At 32.0% G+C, this 19,965-nt stretch carries 24 protein-coding genes and 1 pseudogene; 15 read left to right on the forward strand and 10 right to left on the reverse strand.

Annotation, left to right across the window (positions count from 1 at the left end; genetic code table 11):
- The coding region (locus tag CUL_RS16800) for a transposase (protein WP_025640832.1) at positions 1-411 on the reverse strand (411 nt) is incomplete at its 3' end.
- Positions 412-577: 166 nt separating this feature from the next.
- Here CUL_RS16800 and CUL_RS18350 point away from each other — a divergent pair.
- From CUL_RS18350 to CUL_RS17945, 7 genes are all read left to right on the forward strand, one after another.
- A complete protein-coding gene (locus CUL_RS18350) occupies positions 578-736 on the forward strand; it encodes a YjfB family protein (RefSeq protein WP_081722776.1) in 159 nt (52 codons plus the stop codon).
- A gap of 120 nt (positions 737-856) precedes the next feature.
- Positions 857-1,294, forward strand: a complete 438-nt coding sequence (gene hepT / locus CUL_RS0106125; protein ID WP_025640833.1) for a type VII toxin-antitoxin system HepT family RNase toxin — start codon at positions 857-859, stop codon at positions 1,292-1,294.
- A gap of 9 nt (positions 1,295-1,303) precedes the next feature.
- A complete protein-coding gene (gene mntA / locus CUL_RS0106130; RefSeq protein WP_025640834.1) occupies positions 1,304-1,732 on the forward strand; it encodes a type VII toxin-antitoxin system MntA family adenylyltransferase antitoxin in 429 nt (142 codons plus the stop codon).
- A gap of 102 nt (positions 1,733-1,834) precedes the next feature.
- Positions 1,835-2,329 (forward strand): type II toxin-antitoxin system HicB family antitoxin, encoded by a 495-nt coding sequence (locus CUL_RS16805; protein ID WP_025640835.1) that lies wholly within the window; start codon positions 1,835-1,837, stop codon positions 2,327-2,329.
- A 57-nt stretch (positions 2,330-2,386) separates the two neighbouring features.
- The gene (locus tag CUL_RS0106140) at positions 2,387-2,782 is read left to right on the forward strand and encodes a hypothetical protein (RefSeq protein WP_025640836.1); all 396 of its coding nucleotides are present in this window, start codon (positions 2,387-2,389) and stop codon (positions 2,780-2,782) included.
- 234 nt (positions 2,783-3,016) lie between these two features.
- Positions 3,017-3,220, forward strand: a complete 204-nt coding sequence (locus CUL_RS0106145) for a hypothetical protein (protein WP_025640837.1) — start codon at positions 3,017-3,019, stop codon at positions 3,218-3,220.
- A 192-nt stretch (positions 3,221-3,412) separates the two neighbouring features.
- Positions 3,413-3,922, forward strand: a complete 510-nt coding sequence (locus CUL_RS17945) for an AtuA-related protein (RefSeq protein ID WP_025640838.1) — start codon at positions 3,413-3,415, stop codon at positions 3,920-3,922.
- On the opposite strand, the gene CUL_RS19890 is transcribed toward CUL_RS17945, so the two are convergent.
- A complete protein-coding gene (locus CUL_RS19890; protein WP_269077316.1) occupies positions 3,919-4,041 on the reverse strand; it encodes a hypothetical protein in 123 nt (40 codons plus the stop codon). The genes CUL_RS17945 and CUL_RS19890 overlap by 4 nt on opposite strands.
- Positions 4,042-4,456: 415 nt before the next feature.
- On the opposite strand from CUL_RS19890, the gene CUL_RS18865 reads away from it, so the two are divergent.
- Positions 4,457-4,612: a hypothetical protein gene (locus tag CUL_RS18865; protein WP_157752625.1), complete on the forward strand. Its 156-nt coding sequence runs from the start codon at positions 4,457-4,459 to the stop codon at positions 4,610-4,612.
- On the opposite strand, the pseudogene CUL_RS18635 reads toward CUL_RS18865, so the two are convergent.
- A pseudogene (locus tag CUL_RS18635) lies at positions 4,589-4,885 on the reverse strand (DDE-type integrase/transposase/recombinase); the annotation flags it as partial. The gene CUL_RS18865 and the pseudogene CUL_RS18635 overlap by 24 nt on opposite strands.
- A 132-nt stretch (positions 4,886-5,017) precedes the next feature.
- Here CUL_RS18635 and CUL_RS0106170 point away from each other — a divergent pair.
- On the forward strand, positions 5,018-5,818 hold the full coding sequence (locus CUL_RS0106170) for a M55 family metallopeptidase (RefSeq protein WP_025640839.1): 801 nt from the start codon (positions 5,018-5,020) through the stop codon (positions 5,816-5,818).
- A gap of 206 nt (positions 5,819-6,024) precedes the next feature.
- Here the strand turns inward: CUL_RS0106170 and nadE are convergent, their stop codons facing one another.
- A complete protein-coding gene (gene nadE / locus CUL_RS0106180; protein WP_201767851.1) occupies positions 6,025-6,867 on the reverse strand; it encodes an NAD(+) synthase in 843 nt (280 codons plus the stop codon).
- A gap of 181 nt (positions 6,868-7,048) precedes the next feature.
- On the opposite strand from nadE, the gene CUL_RS0106185 reads away from it, so the two are divergent.
- Complete coding sequence (locus CUL_RS0106185) at positions 7,049-7,270, forward strand: hypothetical protein (RefSeq protein ID WP_025640841.1); 222 nt, start codon at positions 7,049-7,051, stop codon at positions 7,268-7,270.
- Positions 7,251-7,562, forward strand: coding sequence for a YbjQ family protein (locus tag CUL_RS0106190; RefSeq protein WP_025640842.1), 312 nt, complete (start codon positions 7,251-7,253; stop codon positions 7,560-7,562). The genes CUL_RS0106185 and CUL_RS0106190 overlap by 20 nt, the downstream gene beginning before the upstream one ends.
- A gap of 108 nt (positions 7,563-7,670) precedes the next feature.
- Here the strand turns inward: CUL_RS0106190 and CUL_RS0106195 are convergent, their stop codons facing one another.
- The gene (locus CUL_RS0106195; protein ID WP_025640843.1) at positions 7,671-8,762 is read right to left on the reverse strand and encodes a glycosyltransferase; all 1,092 of its coding nucleotides are present in this window, start codon (positions 8,760-8,762) and stop codon (positions 7,671-7,673) included.
- A gap of 83 nt (positions 8,763-8,845) precedes the next feature.
- On the reverse strand, positions 8,846-9,745 hold the full coding sequence (locus tag CUL_RS0106200) for a YihY/virulence factor BrkB family protein (protein WP_025640844.1): 900 nt from the start codon (positions 9,743-9,745) through the stop codon (positions 8,846-8,848).
- Positions 9,746-9,888: 143 nt separating this feature from the next.
- Here CUL_RS0106200 and CUL_RS0106205 point away from each other — a divergent pair, with 143 nt between their 5' ends.
- Positions 9,889-10,986, forward strand: a complete 1,098-nt coding sequence (locus CUL_RS0106205; protein ID WP_025640845.1) for a hypothetical protein — start codon at positions 9,889-9,891, stop codon at positions 10,984-10,986.
- 26 nt (positions 10,987-11,012) lie between these two features.
- Here CUL_RS0106205 and CUL_RS0106210 read toward each other — a convergent pair whose 3' ends face one another.
- Positions 11,013-13,013, reverse strand: coding sequence for a S9 family peptidase (locus CUL_RS0106210; protein WP_025640846.1), 2,001 nt, complete (start codon positions 13,011-13,013; stop codon positions 11,013-11,015).
- Positions 13,014-13,374: 361 nt separating this feature from the next.
- On the opposite strand from CUL_RS0106210, the gene CUL_RS0106215 reads away from it, so the two are divergent.
- The 3 genes from CUL_RS0106215 (at position 13,375) to CUL_RS0106225 (ending at position 17,682) form a co-directional block, all read left to right on the forward strand.
- Positions 13,375-14,898 carry a YfcC family protein gene (locus tag CUL_RS0106215; protein ID WP_005584515.1) on the forward strand — a complete coding sequence of 508 codons (1,524 nt, stop codon included), beginning with the start codon at positions 13,375-13,377 and terminating at the stop codon, positions 14,896-14,898.
- Positions 14,899-14,941: 43 nt separating this feature from the next.
- A complete protein-coding gene (pepT, locus tag CUL_RS0106220) occupies positions 14,942-16,153 on the forward strand; it encodes a peptidase T (protein WP_005584514.1) in 1,212 nt (403 codons plus the stop codon).
- 80 nt (positions 16,154-16,233) lie between these two features.
- Positions 16,234-17,682 (forward strand): aminoacyl-histidine dipeptidase, encoded by a 1,449-nt coding sequence (locus CUL_RS0106225; RefSeq protein ID WP_005584513.1) that lies wholly within the window; start codon positions 16,234-16,236, stop codon positions 17,680-17,682.
- Between the two features lie 46 nt (positions 17,683-17,728).
- Here CUL_RS0106225 and CUL_RS0106230 read toward each other — a convergent pair whose 3' ends face one another.
- The 3 genes from CUL_RS0106230 to CUL_RS0106240 all read right to left on the reverse strand — a co-directional run bounded on the left by CUL_RS0106230 (position 17,729) and on the right by CUL_RS0106240 (position 19,823).
- Positions 17,729-18,580 carry an HDOD domain-containing protein gene (locus CUL_RS0106230; protein ID WP_005584512.1) on the reverse strand — a complete coding sequence of 284 codons (852 nt, stop codon included), beginning with the start codon at positions 18,578-18,580 and terminating at the stop codon, positions 17,729-17,731.
- 145 nt (positions 18,581-18,725) lie between these two features.
- Positions 18,726-19,391, reverse strand: coding sequence for a peroxiredoxin (locus CUL_RS0106235; RefSeq protein WP_025640847.1), 666 nt, complete (start codon positions 19,389-19,391; stop codon positions 18,726-18,728).
- Between the two features lie 18 nt (positions 19,392-19,409).
- Positions 19,410-19,823, reverse strand: coding sequence for a Fur family transcriptional regulator (locus CUL_RS0106240; protein ID WP_005584511.1), 414 nt, complete (start codon positions 19,821-19,823; stop codon positions 19,410-19,412).
- Positions 19,824-19,965 lie beyond the last annotated feature (142 nt).

Here is a 19,965-nt window from a genome sequence, read left to right on the forward strand (position 1 = left end):
ATCGATTTGTTGACAAATAGGCTCAGTAATATCGACAAGGTTATCGAATACAGCTTGTAAGTCTAATAAAAAATCTTGTTTGAAACGGGTAAATTTAGAACCATCAGGAACTTTTTCAAACCCACAAAATTCTCTTAATTCACTTGAATACTTAAGAAAAGTAATTAAGAGGGTATCAGTAGGGATAGAAAAAATCCTTTGAATAATTAAAGCCCATAGCATTGAATGAAGCTTGTATTCACGAGGTCTTCCAGTAGAAGCATAAAAGTGATGGTAAAAAGAAATAGGAATAAACTCATCAAGATTAATGTTATTTTCAAGTAATGAAAGAAACTTAGGTTTATCAGATTCAAAAAAAGTTTTGCAATCTGAATAAATGTCTGCCAAAGAAAGCTGTTTATGTGGTATCATATCTATATAACTCCTTTCGGGTTTTGGTAGATTTGTTGCTTGACACTTCAATTTTACCATAAATCGGTGAGGAGTTATATTATTTTATGAAAAAAATATCCCGTATTTATGCGGGTTATGGCGTTTCGCAAACGCCTACTATTAAATATAGAAAGGAGCTAATCCAATGGACATACCAGCATTGTCCATAAGCCTTAATGAAATGAAGGTACAATTACAGGCTAGTATCTCCGTTATGAAAATGGCAATGACTACTGCCAGAGACCAATCTATAGATTTGTTAAAAATGTTAGAAACAAATACAAAAATGATGGAGCAACTATAATTTCCGAAACTAGGGCGAATCAAAACAAACCCTAGTTTCTTTATATATCAAAACTAATTCTAAAATCATTCCATATATGATAACATATACTTAAAGATAACAATTTAGGAGGCTAACTCTATGACTAAGGATATAATTAGTCTAATCAATGAAAAGTTAAGGGAAATGGAAAAGAATTTGATTTTTCTAAAACAAGTTTCACAGGAAATTTCAAAAGATAATATAAAAGATGATATCATTCGATATTGGGGCATTGAAAGGGGCTTACAAATTTTAATAGAACTTGTAATAGATAGTGCGAATATTATTATTTCTTCAACTGATATAGAAAAACCTCCAACCTATAGGAAGACAATATTAAAATTATCTAAAATTGATGTAATTCCAAAAAAGTTTGCTGAAGAATTATCAAAAATGGCTGGTTTTAGAAATATACTGGTGCATGATTATGCTGAAGTAGATGAGGATATAATATTAGAAATTCTGGAAAATAAATTAGATGATTTTTTAAAATATATAAATTACATCAATAAGTGGTTAAAAGAAAATTATATCTAGGTGAGAAAAATGCAAAAAAATATTGAAGAAGTTAAAAAAATCTTAAAGAACCATATAGATAGACTAGTTAAAAAATATAATATTGAACTGATGTATATATTCGGTTCCTATGCAACGAATAAAAACAATGAAAATAGCGATTTAGATATTGCAGTATATCTAGAAGGAGAGCCAGAGGCTTTTATAAAACTGGAAATATTAGATGAATTAGTAGGAATTTTTGATAGGGAAGATATAGATTTAGTCATATTAAATAAGGTAGATATAGTATTACAATTCCAAGTAATTAAATATGGTGAAATTGTCTATATGAAAGATTTATTAACAAAGGTATTATATGAATCTAAAACCATGGATTTTTATATGGATATGGAATACTTCAGAAATGTTAGAAATAAAATTATGCATGAAAAATTTTTGGATATAATGAAGGAATGAGAAGGATTATTTAGCAGGGGAAACCCTGCTTTTTTTATAGAACCTTTTATGTAATATAAAGAATGGAATCAATATGCAAGGAACATTAATGAATTAAATTTATTGATAATAAGATTAAAAGAATGGTTGGAAAGTAATATTTTTACCATTGATGATGGTGGAGGGCATTTAGTTACTGTACCAAAATTACCCGGTTGTATGAGTGAGAGAGAAACACAAGAAGAAGCGTTGGAAAATGTACAAGATGCAATTAAGGCTTGGATAGAAACGGCACTAGAATTAGGTAGACCTATTCCTATGCCTGAAGAACATAAACCTGAAGATGAATTTAGTGGTAAATTATCTCTAAGATTACCTAAATCATTGCATAAGATGTTATCTGAACAATCTATAAAGGAAGGTTGTAGTATAAATCAACTAATAGTAACCTATATTGCATTAGGATTGGGAAATGAGTTTGGGAAAAACAAATTATATTTTAATTTTGATATTAATCAATCTACTATAGAAAACCTAATGTTGAAACAATGGGATGATGGTTTGCAAAATTCTGTTGATATGATGGCGCTTGATTTAATCAACGTAAAATCTAATTAGTGTAAAATGGATTGATAATTCTTGAAATTTATAATGGTGAAAGGACGGTTAAAATCCATGGGAAAAGTAAATATTAATGAAAGAATAAGGGCCAGAAATGTAAGATTAAATAAAGTAAGTGCTGAAAAAATTAACGGATTACCTAAAGATGGTATTGTTGAAATTTCACAAAAAACAAAAGCTGAGATTATTCATAGTGCTTCAGATAGCTTGTCCATAAAAGCAAATACTAAAATTACTATAGTACCTGAATCATTATTTACAATAGAAATAGAACATATAATAGACAATAAGTTGGTAACGAAGCTCAGCGATAAAGAGGTAACAGATAATATAAAAGAACTTTTAATTCCTATAGCACCAGAAATAAGCTTTATAGTGTCATTTCTAACCAAGAAAATGCTTGAAACACATATTATATTGCCTCCAAAACTGGATATTAAGATAGAGTAACTATTAATTTGAGAAACTAGGGTAATTAAAGCAGACCCTAGTTTCTTTTTTATATCAAAATTAATTCTGAAATTATTTCATATTTTGGAGGAATATAGATATCAGACTATAAGGCCCTAAGGAGGGTTTTTTAATAATGGCCTATCCATTGAAAAAACCGTACTAAAATGATAACATTAAATTGGGAGAATTTTCAATATATGAGGATATCTGCCCAAGATGAGGATGTAAAAAATGAAAAATAGGTTTAAAATAGTGGCGGTTATACTTCTAATTATAATAGCTTCACTTTCTTTAGGACTAGTGAAGGATAATGAAAACCAGCAAGAAAATCTGGTTGTAGAAAAGATTAAATTGCCAGACCATGCAAATATTATAGCTCCTTATATTGAGATAAGATATCTTCTAAAATTATTGGACAGCAATTTTCAGAAATAAGATTGAGGCTATTAGTAAAAGGCAGTAATAAAAAAATAGTAGATGAAGCATTCGTGAAATAGATTTCATGTATACAAACGGACCAGCCGGTTCTAGGGACATTACTACCTCGGTTAAGCCTAATTTAGGTATTTCACCCATTATTATACCTAAAGATGATATTAAACCTATAATAGAATACGAGGTGATATGATGAAACTAAAGGATATTGCACATATTAGAACTGGCGATAAGGGGAACTTAGTCAATATTGCTGTTATAGCCTATAAGGAAGAAGATTATAAAACCATAAAAGAACATATTACAGTAGAAGTGGTTAAGGATTATGACGGTGTAGATAGGCTTTTCTTCTTTGCCGATATATTAGAATCTAATTGGAAGGTAGGAACTGCCATATCTGCCCATCATGCCATAGGAGTTGTAGTTGAGTTCATAATGGACCTCCTAATAGTTAGAATTATAATATTGGTTATATTCATATCAATAACCTTATATATCTTCAATTCCATTACTAAGCCAATAGCTCGAACTGTACAAATTTTTGGAGACATAGCCAATTTAGACCTATCTAAGACCATTGACGAGAAGGAACTGAAGAGGAAAGATGAGTTAGGTCAAATGTATAATTCCTTTAAGAATACAATAGGTAATCTAAAGGTATTTATGAAGGAGATGGAAAACACCATCCAAATTAATCACTAGATATATGAAAATATCATTAGGGAGTTAGATTTCCTAATAAAACAAGCTAAAGGTACATCTGCTACCACAGAAGAATTATCGGCTGGTATGGAAGAAATATCTGCATCTGCCATATCCATAAATGAATCTTCAAAGAGATAAACAAAGCTGTATTAGATTTTACAGAGAAGATAGAGGAAGGTGCCTTTACAGCTAAGGAAATAAGCGAAAGGGCGGATGTATTGAGTAAATAGTTTACCGAATCCAAGGATAATACAATGGAAACCTATGGCCATACGAGGGAAGAAATGGAGGAAGCCATTAAATCTTCCTAAGGGGTAGTAAAGATAAAGATATTATTCGACGCCATACTGGAAATATCGGAGCAAACTGGCCTACTGGCTTTAAATGGAGCTATAGAAGTGGCAAGGGCAGGATAGATAGGCAAAGGCTTTGCTGTTGTAGCAGATGAAATAAGGAAATGAGCTGAAAGTTCAATCAAACCGTAGAGAGTTTCAATCCGTAACCCAAGGAATAGCGGAAGCTGTAAACCGATTGGTAAATAATACTATCAGTTTAATCAATTTCTTAGAGAACAATGTAATAAAGGATTATGAGATGATGGTGGAAGCGGTTAATCCATATAAGGATGATGGTTCTGAATTGAATAATATTATCCCTGATTTATTGGCTAGAATCTCTATGAGGTGATAAATGAAAACCTAAGACAAAGCAGGTTTCTGAATCTATGATAAACCAAATATAATATTTTTGACCACTAATTTTTATAACTGTTTCGTCAGCATGCTATTCATCAGAATTAAAATTTAACATTGGTATAAGTTCCAAAGAGAGATTATTGAAAAATGGAGCAAATTAGTGGTTACATTTACGGCAAAGGTAGTTTTGATAACCATCTTTATCTTTGCCATAACGATAAAAAGCATCTTTATTATTGCATTTTGGATATTTAACTGGTATAATTTTTTACATGAGGACTTCATCCTTTCTGGGAGGTATTTGTTTTTTGGCAAAAACATTGTACCAAATAGGATTGGAGTCCTCAATTTTTATTTAAGTTTATAGAGCGTCGAACAAAATAAGGAGGTGGTAGATATGAAAGTTTATATTAGTACGGATATTGAAGGGGTAGCCGGAATAACTGTCTGGGAAGAGGCAAGAAAATCTTCTGCCTATTATCCATATTATGCAGAGCAGATGACCAAGGAGGTAGCAGCTGCCTGTGAAGGTGCTAATAAGGCTGGGGCTGAAGAGATTTTAGTGAGAGACGGCCATGGTAGCGGTCGAAATATCGATCATACTAAATTACCGGAAAACGCTACTTTGATCAGAGGATGGAGTGGCCATCCCTATAAGATGGTACAGGATATAGACGAAAGTTTTAATGCTCTGGCCTTTGTAGGATACCATTCCTATGGTGGTTCAAATGAAAATCCATTAGCCCATACCATGAATAGCTCTGTAATCGACTACATAAAATTAAATGGTGAATATTTAAGTGAGTTTCTTCTACATGCCTATCTGGCAGCCTTATTAGAGGTTCCCGTTGCTTTTATAAGTGGAGATAAGGGAATTTGTGAAGAGGCTAAGAAATTTAATGAAAACATAGTTACAGTGGCTGTAAGTGAGGGAAGAGGAGCTGCAACAAAGAGCCTTCATCCTAACAAAGCCATAAAGCTTATCAGGGAAGGGATGGAAAAAGCTCTTAAAGGAGATTTAAGTAGAAATAAAGTGGAATTGCCAAAAAAATTCAGTCTGGAGATAAGGTATAATTACCACGGAAATGCCTATAGGTATTCCTTCTATCCGGGGGCCATTCAAATTTCACCAAAGAGCATATTATTTGAAACGGAGGATTATTTTGAAATAATGAGAGCCACATCCTTCTTAATATAAGGGGACAAATAGGATATACTATATATACCAAATTTATGAGGTGATTCTATGTCAAAATATGAAAAACCTAATAAAGAAGAATTAAAGCAAAAATTAACCCCAAGGTCATGTTTTCCCCCAGGGACCAAAGGATAAAGGTGGGCTAAGGTATTGTATCAATAGCGTTGTATTAAGGTTAATTAAAAGGAGGACATGGAAAAGGAAGGCTATGAAAAGTATCTATGGTAGATGTAATTGTTTTGCTTCCCTAAATTTACTAAATTCCAGCATTTCCTTAACTTTTTTACATTCTCCTCATTTTCCAAAGATAAATCTTTTCCTCCTTCAATCTTCATAAGTATCCTATCCAGTTCCGCATAGTCCATTCCTATAGCGAATTCGTCTGTAATACCTGGAGCTATATCTGGACTTGGTTCTTTATCTATTATTTTTTTGGGAATATTTAACTCCTTAGCCAACTGAAACACTTCTGTTTTATATAGATGGCGTATTGGTTCAATATCGCATACTTCATCTCCCCATTTAGTATAGAATCCTGTAACATATTCTGTTTTGTTAGTGCAACCTGCTACAGCATAGTTTCTTTTTTCTGCTTCGAAATATAGTACAGCAGACCTTATTCTTGGTTTAGTTCGATAATAAGCTAAGGCTTCAAGGAATTTTTCATCACCTTGGGTGGTTAAATCTTGGATAAAGGGGTTATTTTCTTTTCTCCATATGTTTTTAGAATAGACTTTTTGGATTGCTTTTGGGAAAGGGAAGGCAGGAGGCTTTAAAGAATAGACACCTAGTTTTCGTAATATTCCAGTGATATCTATTACTTGGTATTCAATATCTAGAAAACAACAGACCAGTTTTGCATCATCTATTGTATTGGAATCTGTATCCCTTTCAGGCAATATTAGTCCGTAGACTTTATCCTTGCCTATAGAATCCACTAGAAGTTTCCCTACTACAGCAGAATCAATCCCACCACTAATACCGATGACAACACCTTTGAACAAATATGCATCCATATTCATCTTTATGAATTTCTTTATTCTTTCCATATGCTCCATCTCCTAAGTTTATATTTTATTCTTAAAATCATTGTTCTCTATTTTAATTATAATACTATTACCCATCAAATTCCTAAAAATATAATATATCTTCACTACCAATTCATATACTATTAATGATATAATAAAATTGAAGAATTTTTTCTATTATATGGATAGGGAGACATATTATATGAAGGTTAAAAAGATGATTGCACCTATAGTAATTACAATTCTATTAATAATATATCTGTCACTTTTCATATGGGGTTGGTCTTATATTAATGCACCCTTTTGGGTGAAGGTAATTGGAATAATTATTCCAGTATTCCTAATAGGGACTAGTATCTTTGTGTTAGTTGAGAGAATTAAGGAGATAAGGAGTGGAGATGAGGATGATCTTAGTAAATACTGATTATATAACTGGAAAAGAATTAGAAATGCTTGGTTTAGTAAAGGGAAGCACTATTCAAACTAAACATATTGGAAGGGATATAACCCAAGGATTAAAACATATTGTAGGAGGAGAACTAAAAGCTTATAATGAAATGATGGATGAAGCTAGAGCTCTTGCTACTAAAAGAATGGTGGAAGAAGCCGAGGAATTAGGAGCTGATGCAGTGGTAAGTATTCGATATTCCTCAGCTGCAATTATGCAAGGAGCTGCTGAGGTTATAGTATACGGAACAGCAGTAAAATTTAAGTAGAAAAAAACAAGAAGTAGAAAAAAACAATAGGATATGGATCTAAGGCTGTATTTTTTTGAAATTAATATCTATCCAACAAAGTTATATTGGCTTTATATGCTGGACATATTATATTTTATCCCATATGAGTTCAATATACTTCTTTACTATATCCTCTTTTATATATTTTTCCGATTCCTCAAAAGCTTTATTAGAATAGGATTTAAAGGTGTCTTCATCTTTTAATATTTCTTTAATTGCTATTTCTACCCCTTCTATATCCCCATAGGGAATTAATTTCCCAGCACCAGGGACTACAATGGACTTGGCTGCTGGGTAAGAATCATATACGATTACTGGCATTCCAACGGAATAGGCTTCTACTAGGACATTGCCGAAGCCTTCATAATTGGAAAGTAATAATAATATGCTATTTTTATGAGCCACTTGGCTTATATCTTTGATAACACCCTCTACCTTTACTTTAGAAAGTTCTAATAAAACTTTGCCAATACCGTTTCCATAGGCATTTATTCTATATTTTGGATATATTTTATCTGCTAGCTTTATATATTCCTTAATATTTTTTTGTATTAGGTCAAACCTGCCCATATACATTACATTATTGGTATATTTACATATTTGATTTCTAGAGGTTTTAGAAGGGTTAGGGACAATATAGGATTTAAAATTATATTTAACTTTTGAATTGTCAAGGATTTTTATAATTTCCTTTTTATCTTCTTCTGTATAGAATAGGAATTTATCAATATATTTAATCCTATCCTCTAGGATAAAAGGTACCTTATTACTATCTATGGTTCCAAATGTAATATCCGGCCTATTAGATTGGAATATTATTATTTCATTCTTCTTCAAATCCTTTTTAGGTAGAAAAATCAATTTCTGAACACCAAATACGATTATTATTGAATTTGGCAAAATGATTTCTTCTCCAATTTGCATATTATTTGGTTTAAATATATTGAAATAGCGCTTTAGTTTTTCACTTTTATTTAAAGCTATACTATAGATTTCTACATTGGGCAATTTGTCTAACTTTATATCCTTTTTGCTATATAAAAGAGGGATTTCTATAAATTTTTGTTCTGGCATAGACTTTTCGATTAATCTCATTATGGTCTGTACCCCACCTATAGTTTGAGAACATCTATTAGATATGAAATAGATTAATTTGCTATTATCCAAATTATGGTTCACTCCAATTTCACCTTATTAAACTATATGTATTTAGCAATCGCCTTCTTTATCTTTAGTTAATATAAGATTTTTTATGCACGCACCTATTTCTCACCATCCTTTTTACAGTCTTCTACTCTCGTATTATTTATAATAGTAGCATAGGCCCCATTTATTTCTCCACCTAATACTATCATGATGCTAGTTATGTAAAGCCAGATTAACAATACTATTATTCCCCCTAAACTGCCATAGGTTTTGGAATACTTACCAAAATTATTTACATAATAGGAAAAGACCATAGAGGCTATGATCCATCCAGTGGTAGTAAAGACTGCTCCTGGCAAGGTATGGCTAAGCTTTAAATTAAGTCCTTCTTCTGGAGTAGGGCTTAGTTTATATAATAGGGCAAATATTATGATCATGGATATAAACGGGATTATAATCCTCATTAGTTCCCACAAATGGTAAAATAAATTAGTTGCTCCTATAAGCCCAAATAGATTATTTCCTATAATCTCACCAAAGACCAACATAGCCAATACAATTATCATTAAAAGGGCTAGGGCAATGGTAAATATAATTGCTAGACCTTTCAATCTCCAATAAGGCCTTTTTTTCTTCACATTATAGGCCTTGTTAATGGCTCTAATTATAGCCGTTATCCCTAGAGAACCAGTCCAAAGGGTTAATATAATACCTAAGGATAAAAGGGTATCGGAACTGGATATAACTATTTCCTTTACAATATTTTTGAATAATATTTGGGTTTCTAAGGGCAACATAATCAGCAAATTATCCAATACATTTTCTTGGGTAATAGAAGTATATCTTAATATATTGAGAAAGAAGATCAAAAAAGGAAAAATAGACAATATTAAATAATAGGTAAGTTGGGCACCTACAGCTGTTACCTCATCTTCTTTGATTCCGCAAACAAGTTCATCTAAAAAATGGTACCATCTTTTGTTTTCGTGTTTTTTTAATTTATCCTTTATATTCAATATTAATCCCGCCTTAAGAATATTAATTATTTTGGGTATCTATTGGTATAATACCATATTATAATATATAATTAATACATCTACAAATATTATTATTCTTACTCAATATAATTATTATAATAGAGAGATTAGGGGGAAAGTAGATGAGGGGTTGGATAAGGTTAGTGATAGTGGTGATTTTACTAGGCCTTTCATTATTCTTAGTATATCCAAATGATTCAATGGATGCTGATATAGACGAAAGAGATAATATAATTGAGTACCAAGAATTTGGGAATCATACTGTTTATATTGAAGAAGATAAAGGGGGAGAAAATAGATTAAAAATTGTTAACTCTAAAGACGGGAAAGTACAGAATATAGAAGGAATTACTGGAGAACTTTATGGAATAGACTGGTCTAATAATGGTAAATACTTCATAGTAAATAAAGCTACTGATATAGTAAAGACTACTTATCTAGTTTCAATGGAAAACTTTGAAAAGCTAGCTAGTATACCTACTATAGGAAAGGTAATTTGGTCTCCTGATTCTAGTAAATTGTTAATTGGGGTAGAGAATAATAAAAAAAGAGCTGTAAAGGGAGAATTAAAGGGGACTGTAGATTTAGCCATCTATTATGTAAATAGCAAAACTGTAGAACCATTATTGGAGGCTGATGAATATGTAGATTATTGGCCTGAATATTGGGATAGTGACAATAATATTGGATATAGAAAGATAAATGGAGAAGGAGAAGAAAACCTATCCATAAAATATGAACCTACAGAGGAAGAATTGGTAATGGATATAATCTATTCCAATGAAAACCATAATAGCGGAGAAGGGGTTATTAAACTATTACCTAAATTAGATTTTAATAGGCTAGAATATATTTACGGAGAAGGTAGTGTATTAGACTTGTTGGAATGGCTCTCCCATCAAGAATTTTTAAAGGAAGAGGAACTGGTTATTCTAATCAATCTAATTGACGAATTCGTTGGAGAAGAATATTATAAATTCGTAGAAAGTATTGCAAACAACTATTTAAAGGATAAGGTTAGATTTTTGAAAGCCTTGTCTAAGGTTCCAGAAAAAACTGAGGATATTGCTTTAGGCCTTCACGATATGAAGGTATATGATAGGTCTGGTGAAAATATATTTACCGATTTGGATATGATACTTAACTCGGAAGAATTAACGGAAGAAGAAAGGCAGATAGGCGTAGATTTAATCAGTTTCTATGCTTCATGTAGTACCTGAAGGTAAAATAGAGGGGTGGAGCCCCTCTATTGTTTTAAATATCTATTAAACCAGTCAGTAATTTCTTTTAGTCTTCTAATCCTATGTTTTGGTTTACCAGATCTACTTAATTCATGATTTTCTCCTTTAAATATGCAAAGCCTTGATTCTACACCATGGTATTTTAATGCGGTGAACATCTGTATTGCTTCAGCCATCCAACAGCGATAATCTTCTTCTGAATGGATGAATAGGGTAGGAGTCATTACTTTATGAGCATATTTTAATGGGGAATGGAACCATAGTTTGTCCACATCTTCCCAAGGAGTGGCTCCTTGTTGGTCATCGACAAAAAAGTATCCAATATCTGTGGTACCAAATTTTGAAACCCAGTTAGATATACTTCTTTGAGAGGCAGCTGCTTTAAATCTATTGGTATGGCCTATTATCCAGTTAGTCATAAAACCACCATAGGACCCACCTGTTACTCCTAGCCTATCTTCATCTATAAAGGGGTAATTTTCCAACACAATATCTGTAAATTTCATTATATCCTTATAATCTATAGTTCCATATTTACCTCTTATATCGGCGAATTCATCTCCTCTACCATCGCTACCTCTTGGATTACAGAAGAATACTACATAGCCTTCATTCGCCCAATACTGCATTTCATGGAAGAATACTTCACCATAGACGGTCTTAGGCCCTCCATGAATATTTAATATGCCAGGGTATTTTTTATTTTCATCAAAATCAACAGGTTTTAACACCCAACCTTCAATGGTTATTCCCTCTTCCGTTTCAAAGGTCAGTCTTTCAGGAGTGGATGTTTTCCTTTCCTCTATAACCCATTGATTAAAGTAGGTCAATTGTTCTTCTTTATAGTTATCCAGTCTGTATAATTCCTGGAGTTTTAATCTTCTTAAACCTATAAAAACAATCTTTCCATCTAGTACATCAAATCCATCAATAGACCCCTTTTCTATTGTCATTTTTTCAATATTTCCTGTTCTATCAATTCTATTTATGTAGGAACTATTATATTCAGTAGTGGTAAAATAGAGATACTTTCCATCTGCTTTTATGGTAGCATTACTTCCATATCTAATATCTGCACCTACCGAATTCCAAAGGCTATAATCGAAATCCTTAGGGGAGATGACCTTAGCATTACCCTTATCATCCATAATGTAAATATAATCATTTTCGTTAAGGCCATAGTTTTCCATATGGGAACCTGTAAATATTATTTCATCTTCTAAAAAATCTGCATAGGAGTAGTAGAAAGGGTCATCGTGGGTGATTTTATCTAAAATATTTTCCTCTACATGGTAAATATAAAGGTCTGATTTAATATGCATTTTATCTATGAAGGAATTGGCGATGAGAATTACTTTTGATTTGTCTTGATTCAATTTAAAGCTCTCTACATTGGTAAATTCATCGGTAATTGGAGTAAGCTTTTTTTCATCTATATTATAAAGGTATAATCGATTCCTTTTCTTATTGGTAAATCCCTGTCCATTAGACCAGAAGGGAATTTCATCTAGTATCTGATAATCCTTTTCCTCTTCCATTTCTTTAAGAACCTTTTCCTTTTCTTCTTCAGATAGTCCTTCCAGTTTTGGTTTGTTATTATCATATAATGCGGTTAAAATAAAATTGTTCTCGTCTAACATTTCTATTTTATTTACATTTAAGGGAATTTCAAATACTTTGTTGGCTTCCCCACCTAGTAAGGATATTTCATAATAACAGGTTAAATCTTCCTCTTTTTCTCTACGGGATTTATCTTTTTTACTCCTTAAGGCAGGGAAGAGTATGGTATTTTCATCTTTAAATAGGAAGCTACTTTCGGCATTTCCAGAAGTCAATTTATAAGACTTGTCTCTTTCCATATTATAGATATAGATATTGGACAGATACTTGTTTTCTTCTATATCCATTTCATGGAGAACAAAGGCTAATTTTCTTCCATCAGGAGAATATTTTAATCCTGATAAAAAATTATACTTTGTAAAATCATCTAACCGTAAATTTTCCATAATAATCCTCCTCTAGTTTAATTATATATCTATTATACATGAAAAAATGGATATGAGTTTGCTGTAAATGAAAATATTACAATTTTTTGTCTAATAGAGTATAAATTAGATGTAAAGTACTATATATATTTGTATTATTGGGAAACAATAAAAATGAAAATATAATATAGGGAGTATTTATAGAGATGTTTTTTTAATAGAAAGTTCATAAAATTGATAAGAATTTTAATAATATTATTTTTTTACTTATGATTTAAAATAATACTTTGTTATGTTATACTTATACGGTACAAAATTGAATCTGCAGATTCCTGGAATTTATTACAAATAAAGCAAAATATTCAAAAAAGGAGATGAACCTATGACAAGCAAAAAGAAAGATAAGAAAAAACGTCAATTTCCTACAGCTTTTACAGTGTTATTTATAGTGTTGATATTAGCATCTATACTAACTTATATAGTTCCGGCAGGATTATATGAAAAATTAGAATACGATGCAGAGGAAAATGTTTTTATAAAGACAGATCAGGACGGTAATACGACAACCTTACCTGCTAGCCAAGGGACCTTGGACAGTTTAAATATAAATATGGATTTGGAAAAGTTTACAGAAGGTGGAATTAGAAAACCTATAGCAATTCCAGATACCTATAAGAATATAGAGCAATCACCACAAGGACTTTTACCAACTATAATGTCTCCAGTAGAGGGAGTTATGGATACGGTGGATATCATGGTATTCGTTCTAATTCTCGGAGGTATTATTGGATTAATTAATAAAACTGGAACCTTTGATGCAGGTATTGCTGCATTGTCAAAGAGGACTAAAGGAAAAGAATTTTTATTGGTGGTAGTAGTTTATGCCTTAATAGCTTTAGGGGGAACTACTTTTGGATTAGCAGAAGAGACTATAGCTTTATATCCTATATTAATGCCTATATTTATAGCTAGTGGATATGATGCCATAATTTGTATTGCTGCAATATATATGGGTTCTTCCATTGGAACAATGTTTTCAACGGTAAATCCTTTTTCGGTAGTTATAGCTTCAAATGCAGCTGGAATTTCCTTTAATGAAGGACTAGTAATTCGTATCGTAGCTTTGATTTTAGCTTCAATTATAACATTAGTATATATATATCGGTATGCTAAAAAGGTAAAAATGGATTCAAAAAATTCTTTAATTCATGACGATATGGATAGAATAGAGGAAAGGTTTTTAAAAGACTACAATCCTGAGGATGTGGTACCCTTCAATTGGAGAAGAATATTAATACTATTAGTATTCTTAGGAGCATTCCCATTGATGATTTGGGGAGTATCCGTTGGTGGATGGTGGTTTGCAGAAATGTCTGCACTATTCTTTGCAGTTGCTTTAATAATAATATTCCTATCTGGGCTTTCTGAAAAGGAAGCAGTTAATACATTTTTAGAAGGAGCAGCAGATTTAATAGGTGTGGTTCTAATAATAGGTGTTGCTAGAGCCATTAATATAGTAATGGATAATGGAATGATTTCCGATACATTACTATATTATACTTCATCAATTATAGAGAATATGAATTCAGGGTTCTTTGCAGCAGTTCAAATGGTGTTATTTAGTATATTAGGATTCTTTATACCATCTTCATCAGGCTTAGCTACTTTGTCCATGCCTATAATGGCACCTTTAGCCGATACAGTAGGATTATCTAGAGATATAGTGGTTACAGCTTATAACTGGGGTCAAGGCTGGATGGCCTTTATAACGCCAACAGGATTGATTTTAGCAACTCTAGAGATGGTAGATGTAACTTATGATAAATGGTTGAAGTTCATACTGCCCTTAATGGGTATAGTAGGAGGGTTCTCCATTTTAATGTTAGTATTGCAGACTATAATATAAAATCCTCAAAAGTTTAAAACTTCATTAAGAGAGGAGAGATTATATGGATAAAATTGTTGAAAGGTTTAAAAGGTATATTTCCATAGACACAAAATCTGATGAAAATTCGGAAACCTGTCCTAGCACAAAGGGACAATTAGAATTAGGAGCCCTATTAGTAGAAGAATTAAAGGAAATAGGCCTTGATGATGTAAAGCAAGATGAAAATGGCTATGTATATGCTACTCTAAAATCTAATATGGATAAAGAGGTACCTACAATAGGATTTATAGCACATTTAGACACTAGTCCTGACCTAGATGGGAAATGCATAAATCCCCAAATTTTTACTTATGAAGGTGGGGATATTAAATTAAATGATAAATACTCTATGAGTCAAAAGGAATTTCCCTTTTTAAAGGAACTGGTAGGAAAAGAGATTATAACTACAGATGGCACAACTCTACTTGGTGCAGATGATAAAGCTGGTATAGCTGCCATTGTGGATGCTATGGAATATTTAATAACAAATCCAGAAATAAAACATGGGGATGTTAAAATCGGATTTACGCCAGATGAAGAAATTGGTAGAGGTGCAGATTTTTTTGATGTAAAAGGATTTAATGCAGACTTTGCCTACACTGTAGATGGAGGACCTTTAGGCGAATTGGAATATGAAAACTTTAATGCAGCCAGCGTTAGAATAGAAATTCAAGGTAAAAATGTCCATCCAGGATCAGCTAAAAATCTGATGATAAATTCTCTTAGAATAGCTATGGAAATTGAAAATATGTTGCCAGTAGAACAAAAACCCGAATATACAGAAGGATATGAAGGATTTTATCTATTAGATGATATTACAGGAAATGTAGACTATACAGTGGTTAACTATATTATTAGGGATCATTCTATGGAAAAATTTGAGGAAAAGAAAGCTTTATTTAGGGAAATTGTAGATTTTTTAAATAAGAAATATGGAGATATAATAACTATAGAAATAGAGGACAGCTATTATAATATGAAAGAAAAAATAGAACCCCATATGGAAATAATAGAGCTTGCTAAAAAATCCATGTTAGAACTTGGTATTGAGCCTATTATTAAACCTATTAGAGGGGGAACAGATGGTGCCAGATTATCCTATATGGGACTTCCCTGTCCTAATATATTTACTGGGGGATATAATTTTCATGGAAGATTTGAATTGATACCCATAGAGTCTATGAAATTAGCCTCTAAATTGATTGTAAAGATCATTGAAAATAATAGTAAGTAAAAAAATAATAACCTTAGTCCAAGAAAGGATTAAGGTTATTATTTCAAAATAGATATTGACTATAAAAATGGAGGGAATTTATGAGTATATTAAAAAAATTAGAACCAAAAAGGGTATTTCACTATTTCCAAGAGATTTCACAAATTCCAAGGTGTACTTATGATGAAGAAAATATTAGTAACTATATTAAGAGTATAGGGGAAAGATTAGAGCTTGAAACTATTCAAGATGATGCTCTAAATGTAATAATACGAAAGCCAGCTACTCCAGGATACGAAAATTCACCAGGAGTTATTATTCAGGGGCATATGGATATGGTTTGTGAAAAGGAAAGCAATAGTGATCATGATTTTAAAAAGGATCCTATTAAATTAATTGTAGATGGGGACTATATAAAGGCTGACAAAACTACCTTAGGTGCCGACAATGGAATAGCAGTAGCTATGGGCTTAGCCCTATTAGAAGATAACACCTTAGAACACCCTAATATTGAATTATTGGTAACCTCATCAGAGGAAGTTGAAATGGATGGAGCCTTTGGATTATCGAAAGATGTTTTAAAAGGAACAAGGTTAATCAATGTAGATACAGAGGAAGAAGGAGTCCTTGTAACCGGTTCTGCTGGTGGAGAGTTAGTAGAGGTTGAAATTCCCATAGAATATGAAGAAGTTAAAGATTTAATCGGATTTATCATAGAGGTAAAAGGGCTTAAAGGTGGCCATTCTGGAATGGAAATCCATAAAGCTAGGGGCAATTCAAATAAAATAATTAATGAAATATTGAAAAGTATTAGGGAAATAGTGGATTTGAAGCTTATATCAATGGAAGGTGGAACGAAGGATAATGCTATACCTAGATCTAGTAGAGTCCAGATTGGTATTAAGTCCTCAGAATTGTCCCTGTTTACGGATAAATTTGAAGAAATAAAAGATAATATAATACAACAAAATAAGAAGAAGGAACCTAATATAGATATTATAATTGAAAAAGCTGAAGAGGTATCTAATTGTCTCACTTCTGATGTATTAAATTCTTTAGTATTACTTCTTGAAAATTTACCTACAGGTGTATTTACGATGATACCTGGAAATGAGAATATAGTCGAAAGTTCTAGCAATTTAGCTATAGTTAATACGGGAAAAGATAAAATAACAATCCAAATATCTACTAGAAGTTCATCAGAAAAGCCATTATTAGAATTGAGAGAAAAAATAATAGGCCAAGTGAAAAAAATCAATGGAAAGTATACCATTGGAAATGCTTATCCCCATTGGGAATATAATCCTGAATCAGAATTAAGGAATATAGCTTTAAATGTTTACAGGAAAAAGTTTAATAAAGAAATGGAAAGGACGGTTATTCATGCAGGGTTAGAATGTGGGGTACTTGCTGAAAAATATCCTAATTTAGATATTATATCCATAGGACCAGATATGGAAGATGTTCATACACCTGGGGAAAAGGTAAGCATCTCTTCTGTAAGAAGGGTCTATGATTATTTAATAGAATTACTAAAGGAATTAAAATAATGAAAAGAACTCTCTTGGATTAGAAATCCAGAGAGTTTTTCATTATTTATATTAAATCAAAACTATCCTTATCTATAATTAAATCGTGGGAAAGGGATATTAGTTGTTCTACGTCACTGGGAGTAAAGTTTAAGGTATCAAGGGCAAAAGGAGAAAAATTGTATTTTAGCCCATCGGCTCCAATACCTATTCCCATAATCATTGTAATGGCATCGGCTATATGGACTATGGAAACTAGTTTTGGATCTATAGTAGATTCTTCTGGAGTGTGGTGTAAACCTATGGCTTCAACTAAATCCTTTGGGAAATTCCATTTTTCTGCAATCTTTTCCCCTATTTGGGCATGGTTGAAACCTAGGATTTCTTCTTCTGCTTCTAAAAAGGAGACTTTACTGAATTCCACCCTATTTACTATTGTATTGTATTCCTTTTCTACATAATGGTTTAATATGGTTTTACCAATATCCCTAAGAAGACCAGCTATATATGCAGTTTCTGGATTGGTTATTTTTATTTTTTTAGCTATATATCTTGAGATAATTGCACAGGTCTGGGATTGGGTCCATAGATCGTTTTTCTCTAGAGCATAGCCTTTTAATTCGCCTGCCATCATCTTACTTACGGTAGAAGCTAAGGCCATACTCTTGATTGTTTGGAAACCCAATAATATGGTGGCCTGAGAAACCGTATTTATTTTCCGTGGATAGCCGTAATAGGCGGAGTTAGCAAGCCTTAGTATTTTTGAAGTTAGACTTTGATCCTTTAATATTTCCTTTTCTAAATCATCAATTGTAGAATCTGGATCTTCCGTAATTTCTATAATTTTGTGAATTCTACCAGGTAGCACTGGCATATCATCTACTTTACTTACAATATGGTTTAATCTTGTATTATCCATAATTTTATCCCACCTTATAATGGTATATATACTATTATACTAGAAAGATGAAGATATATATATAGATATAAGGTATTATTTAGGATTTTGTCAAAATGCAAAACTCCCCTTTTGGTGTTTCTACCAAAAGGGGATGGTAATTGCCTTATTTATCTAATGGTTTATGTACAAACCACCAATCAAAGGCTTCTATTTCTTTGTTTTTAATCTTTTCCTTTCTTTCATTAGCCAATTTTTCATCCGCTGCTGGAGGAACTATTACATGATCCTTGATTAGATAGTTGTCTGGCCAATTTTCTGGTACTGCTACTCCATGTTTATCAGCTACTTGTAATGCTTTTACAGATCTCAGAATTTCATCAATATTTCTACCTGCTTCTTGTGGATAGTACATTATAAGTCTAATTACCCCTTTGTCATCTACTATGAAAACCGCCCTTACTGTATTGGTACCCATATTTGGATGTACCATGCCTAGGTTACTAGCTACTCTTCCCATATCGTCTGCGATTACAGGGTAGGGAATTGTAACACCAGTGTTTTCTTTAATCCAATCTACCCATTTAATATGAGAGAACACTTGGTCTATGGAAAGCCCTATTAATTCTGTATTTAATTCCTTAAAATCATTGGCTCTCCTAGCAAACTCAACAAATTCCGTTGTACATACTGGTGTAAAATCTGCTGGATGGCTAAATAGCACATACCATTTTCCTTTATAGTCTTCAGGTAATTTCTTAACTCCGTGAGTTGTTACAACCTCCATAGAAGGAAATTTTTCACCTAATAAAGTCATTCTTTTTTCTTCCATTATATTTACCCCCTTATATTATTTATTACATTCTTTACATATTCCATATAGATGGATATTTTTATCGTTGATTTTAAAACCTTCTAATTTATTCTGGCTAAGGATATTTGAAGAAATAGGGAAGTCATAGACTTTTCCACATTTTTCACATTTAAAATGGCCATGTAAATTAGTGTCTATATCATACCTTAATTCCTTCTCCCAAAGAGCCAACACCTTCACAACTCCTTTTTCCAAGAATAGGTCTAGTGTATTATATATGCTGGTTTTTGAAAGGGTAGGAATATCTTCTATTAAATTTTTATATATATCATCTACAGTGGGATGGATTCTATTATTTAATAGATAATTTAATACTTTAATCCTAATGGTAGATGGTCTGATATCATGTTTTTTTAAGTAGTCAATAATCATTTCATTTGTGTAACCCATCTTCATTCCTCCCTCCCTTAAGGAATTATAGTCTTCCCAAGATTATCCCTCCTAAATATGAAAATTGAAACCATAACAACATTGAAGTGATTACAATTTTATTATAGTATCAATTTTTACATTTGTCAAGGATAAATTTTAA

This window comes from [Clostridium] ultunense DSM 10521, from assembly GCF_000511955.1.
GTDB classification, from domain to species: domain Bacteria; phylum Bacillota; class Clostridia; order Tissierellales; family Tepidimicrobiaceae; genus Schnuerera; species Schnuerera ultunensis.

Bases quoted from the DNA above. Each gene is read 5' to 3' on its own strand.
- CUL_RS18350 (WP_081722776.1), top strand. From the start codon at position 578: ATGGACATACCAGCATTGTCCATAAGCCTTAATGAAATGAAGGTACAA.
- hepT (WP_025640833.1), top strand. From the start codon at position 857: ATGACTAAGGATATAATTAGTCTAATCAATGAAAAGTTAAGGGAAATG.
- mntA (WP_025640834.1), top strand. From the start codon at position 1,304: ATGCAAAAAAATATTGAAGAAGTTAAAAAAATCTTAAAGAACCATATA.
- CUL_RS0106140 (WP_025640836.1), top strand. From the start codon at position 2,387: ATGGGAAAAGTAAATATTAATGAAAGAATAAGGGCCAGAAATGTAAGA.
- CUL_RS0106145 (WP_025640837.1), top strand. From the start codon at position 3,017: ATGAAAAATAGGTTTAAAATAGTGGCGGTTATACTTCTAATTATAATA.
- CUL_RS17945 (WP_025640838.1), top strand. From the start codon at position 3,413: ATGAAACTAAAGGATATTGCACATATTAGAACTGGCGATAAGGGGAAC.
- CUL_RS19890 (WP_269077316.1), bottom strand. From the start codon at position 4,041: ATGGATATGGCAGATGCAGATATTTCTTCCATACCAGCCGATAATTCT.
- CUL_RS0106170 (WP_025640839.1), top strand. From the start codon at position 5,018: ATGAAAGTTTATATTAGTACGGATATTGAAGGGGTAGCCGGAATAACT.
- nadE (WP_201767851.1), bottom strand. From the start codon at position 6,867: ATGGAAAGAATAAAGAAATTCATAAAGATGAATATGGATGCATATTTG.
- CUL_RS0106185 (WP_025640841.1), top strand. From the start codon at position 7,049: ATGAAGGTTAAAAAGATGATTGCACCTATAGTAATTACAATTCTATTA.
- CUL_RS0106190 (WP_025640842.1), top strand. From the start codon at position 7,251: ATGATCTTAGTAAATACTGATTATATAACTGGAAAAGAATTAGAAATG.
- CUL_RS0106205 (WP_025640845.1), top strand. From the start codon at position 9,889: ATGAGGGGTTGGATAAGGTTAGTGATAGTGGTGATTTTACTAGGCCTT.
- CUL_RS0106210 (WP_025640846.1), bottom strand. From the start codon at position 13,013: ATGGAAAATTTACGGTTAGATGATTTTACAAAGTATAATTTTTTATCA.
- CUL_RS0106215 (WP_005584515.1), top strand. From the start codon at position 13,375: ATGACAAGCAAAAAGAAAGATAAGAAAAAACGTCAATTTCCTACAGCT.
- pepT (WP_005584514.1), top strand. From the start codon at position 14,942: ATGGATAAAATTGTTGAAAGGTTTAAAAGGTATATTTCCATAGACACA.
- CUL_RS0106225 (WP_005584513.1), top strand. From the start codon at position 16,234: ATGAGTATATTAAAAAAATTAGAACCAAAAAGGGTATTTCACTATTTC.
- CUL_RS0106230 (WP_005584512.1), bottom strand. From the start codon at position 18,580: ATGGATAATACAAGATTAAACCATATTGTAAGTAAAGTAGATGATATG.
- CUL_RS0106235 (WP_025640847.1), bottom strand. From the start codon at position 19,391: ATGGAAGAAAAAAGAATGACTTTATTAGGTGAAAAATTTCCTTCTATG.
- CUL_RS0106240 (WP_005584511.1), bottom strand. From the start codon at position 19,823: ATGGGTTACACAAATGAAATGATTATTGACTACTTAAAAAAACATGAT.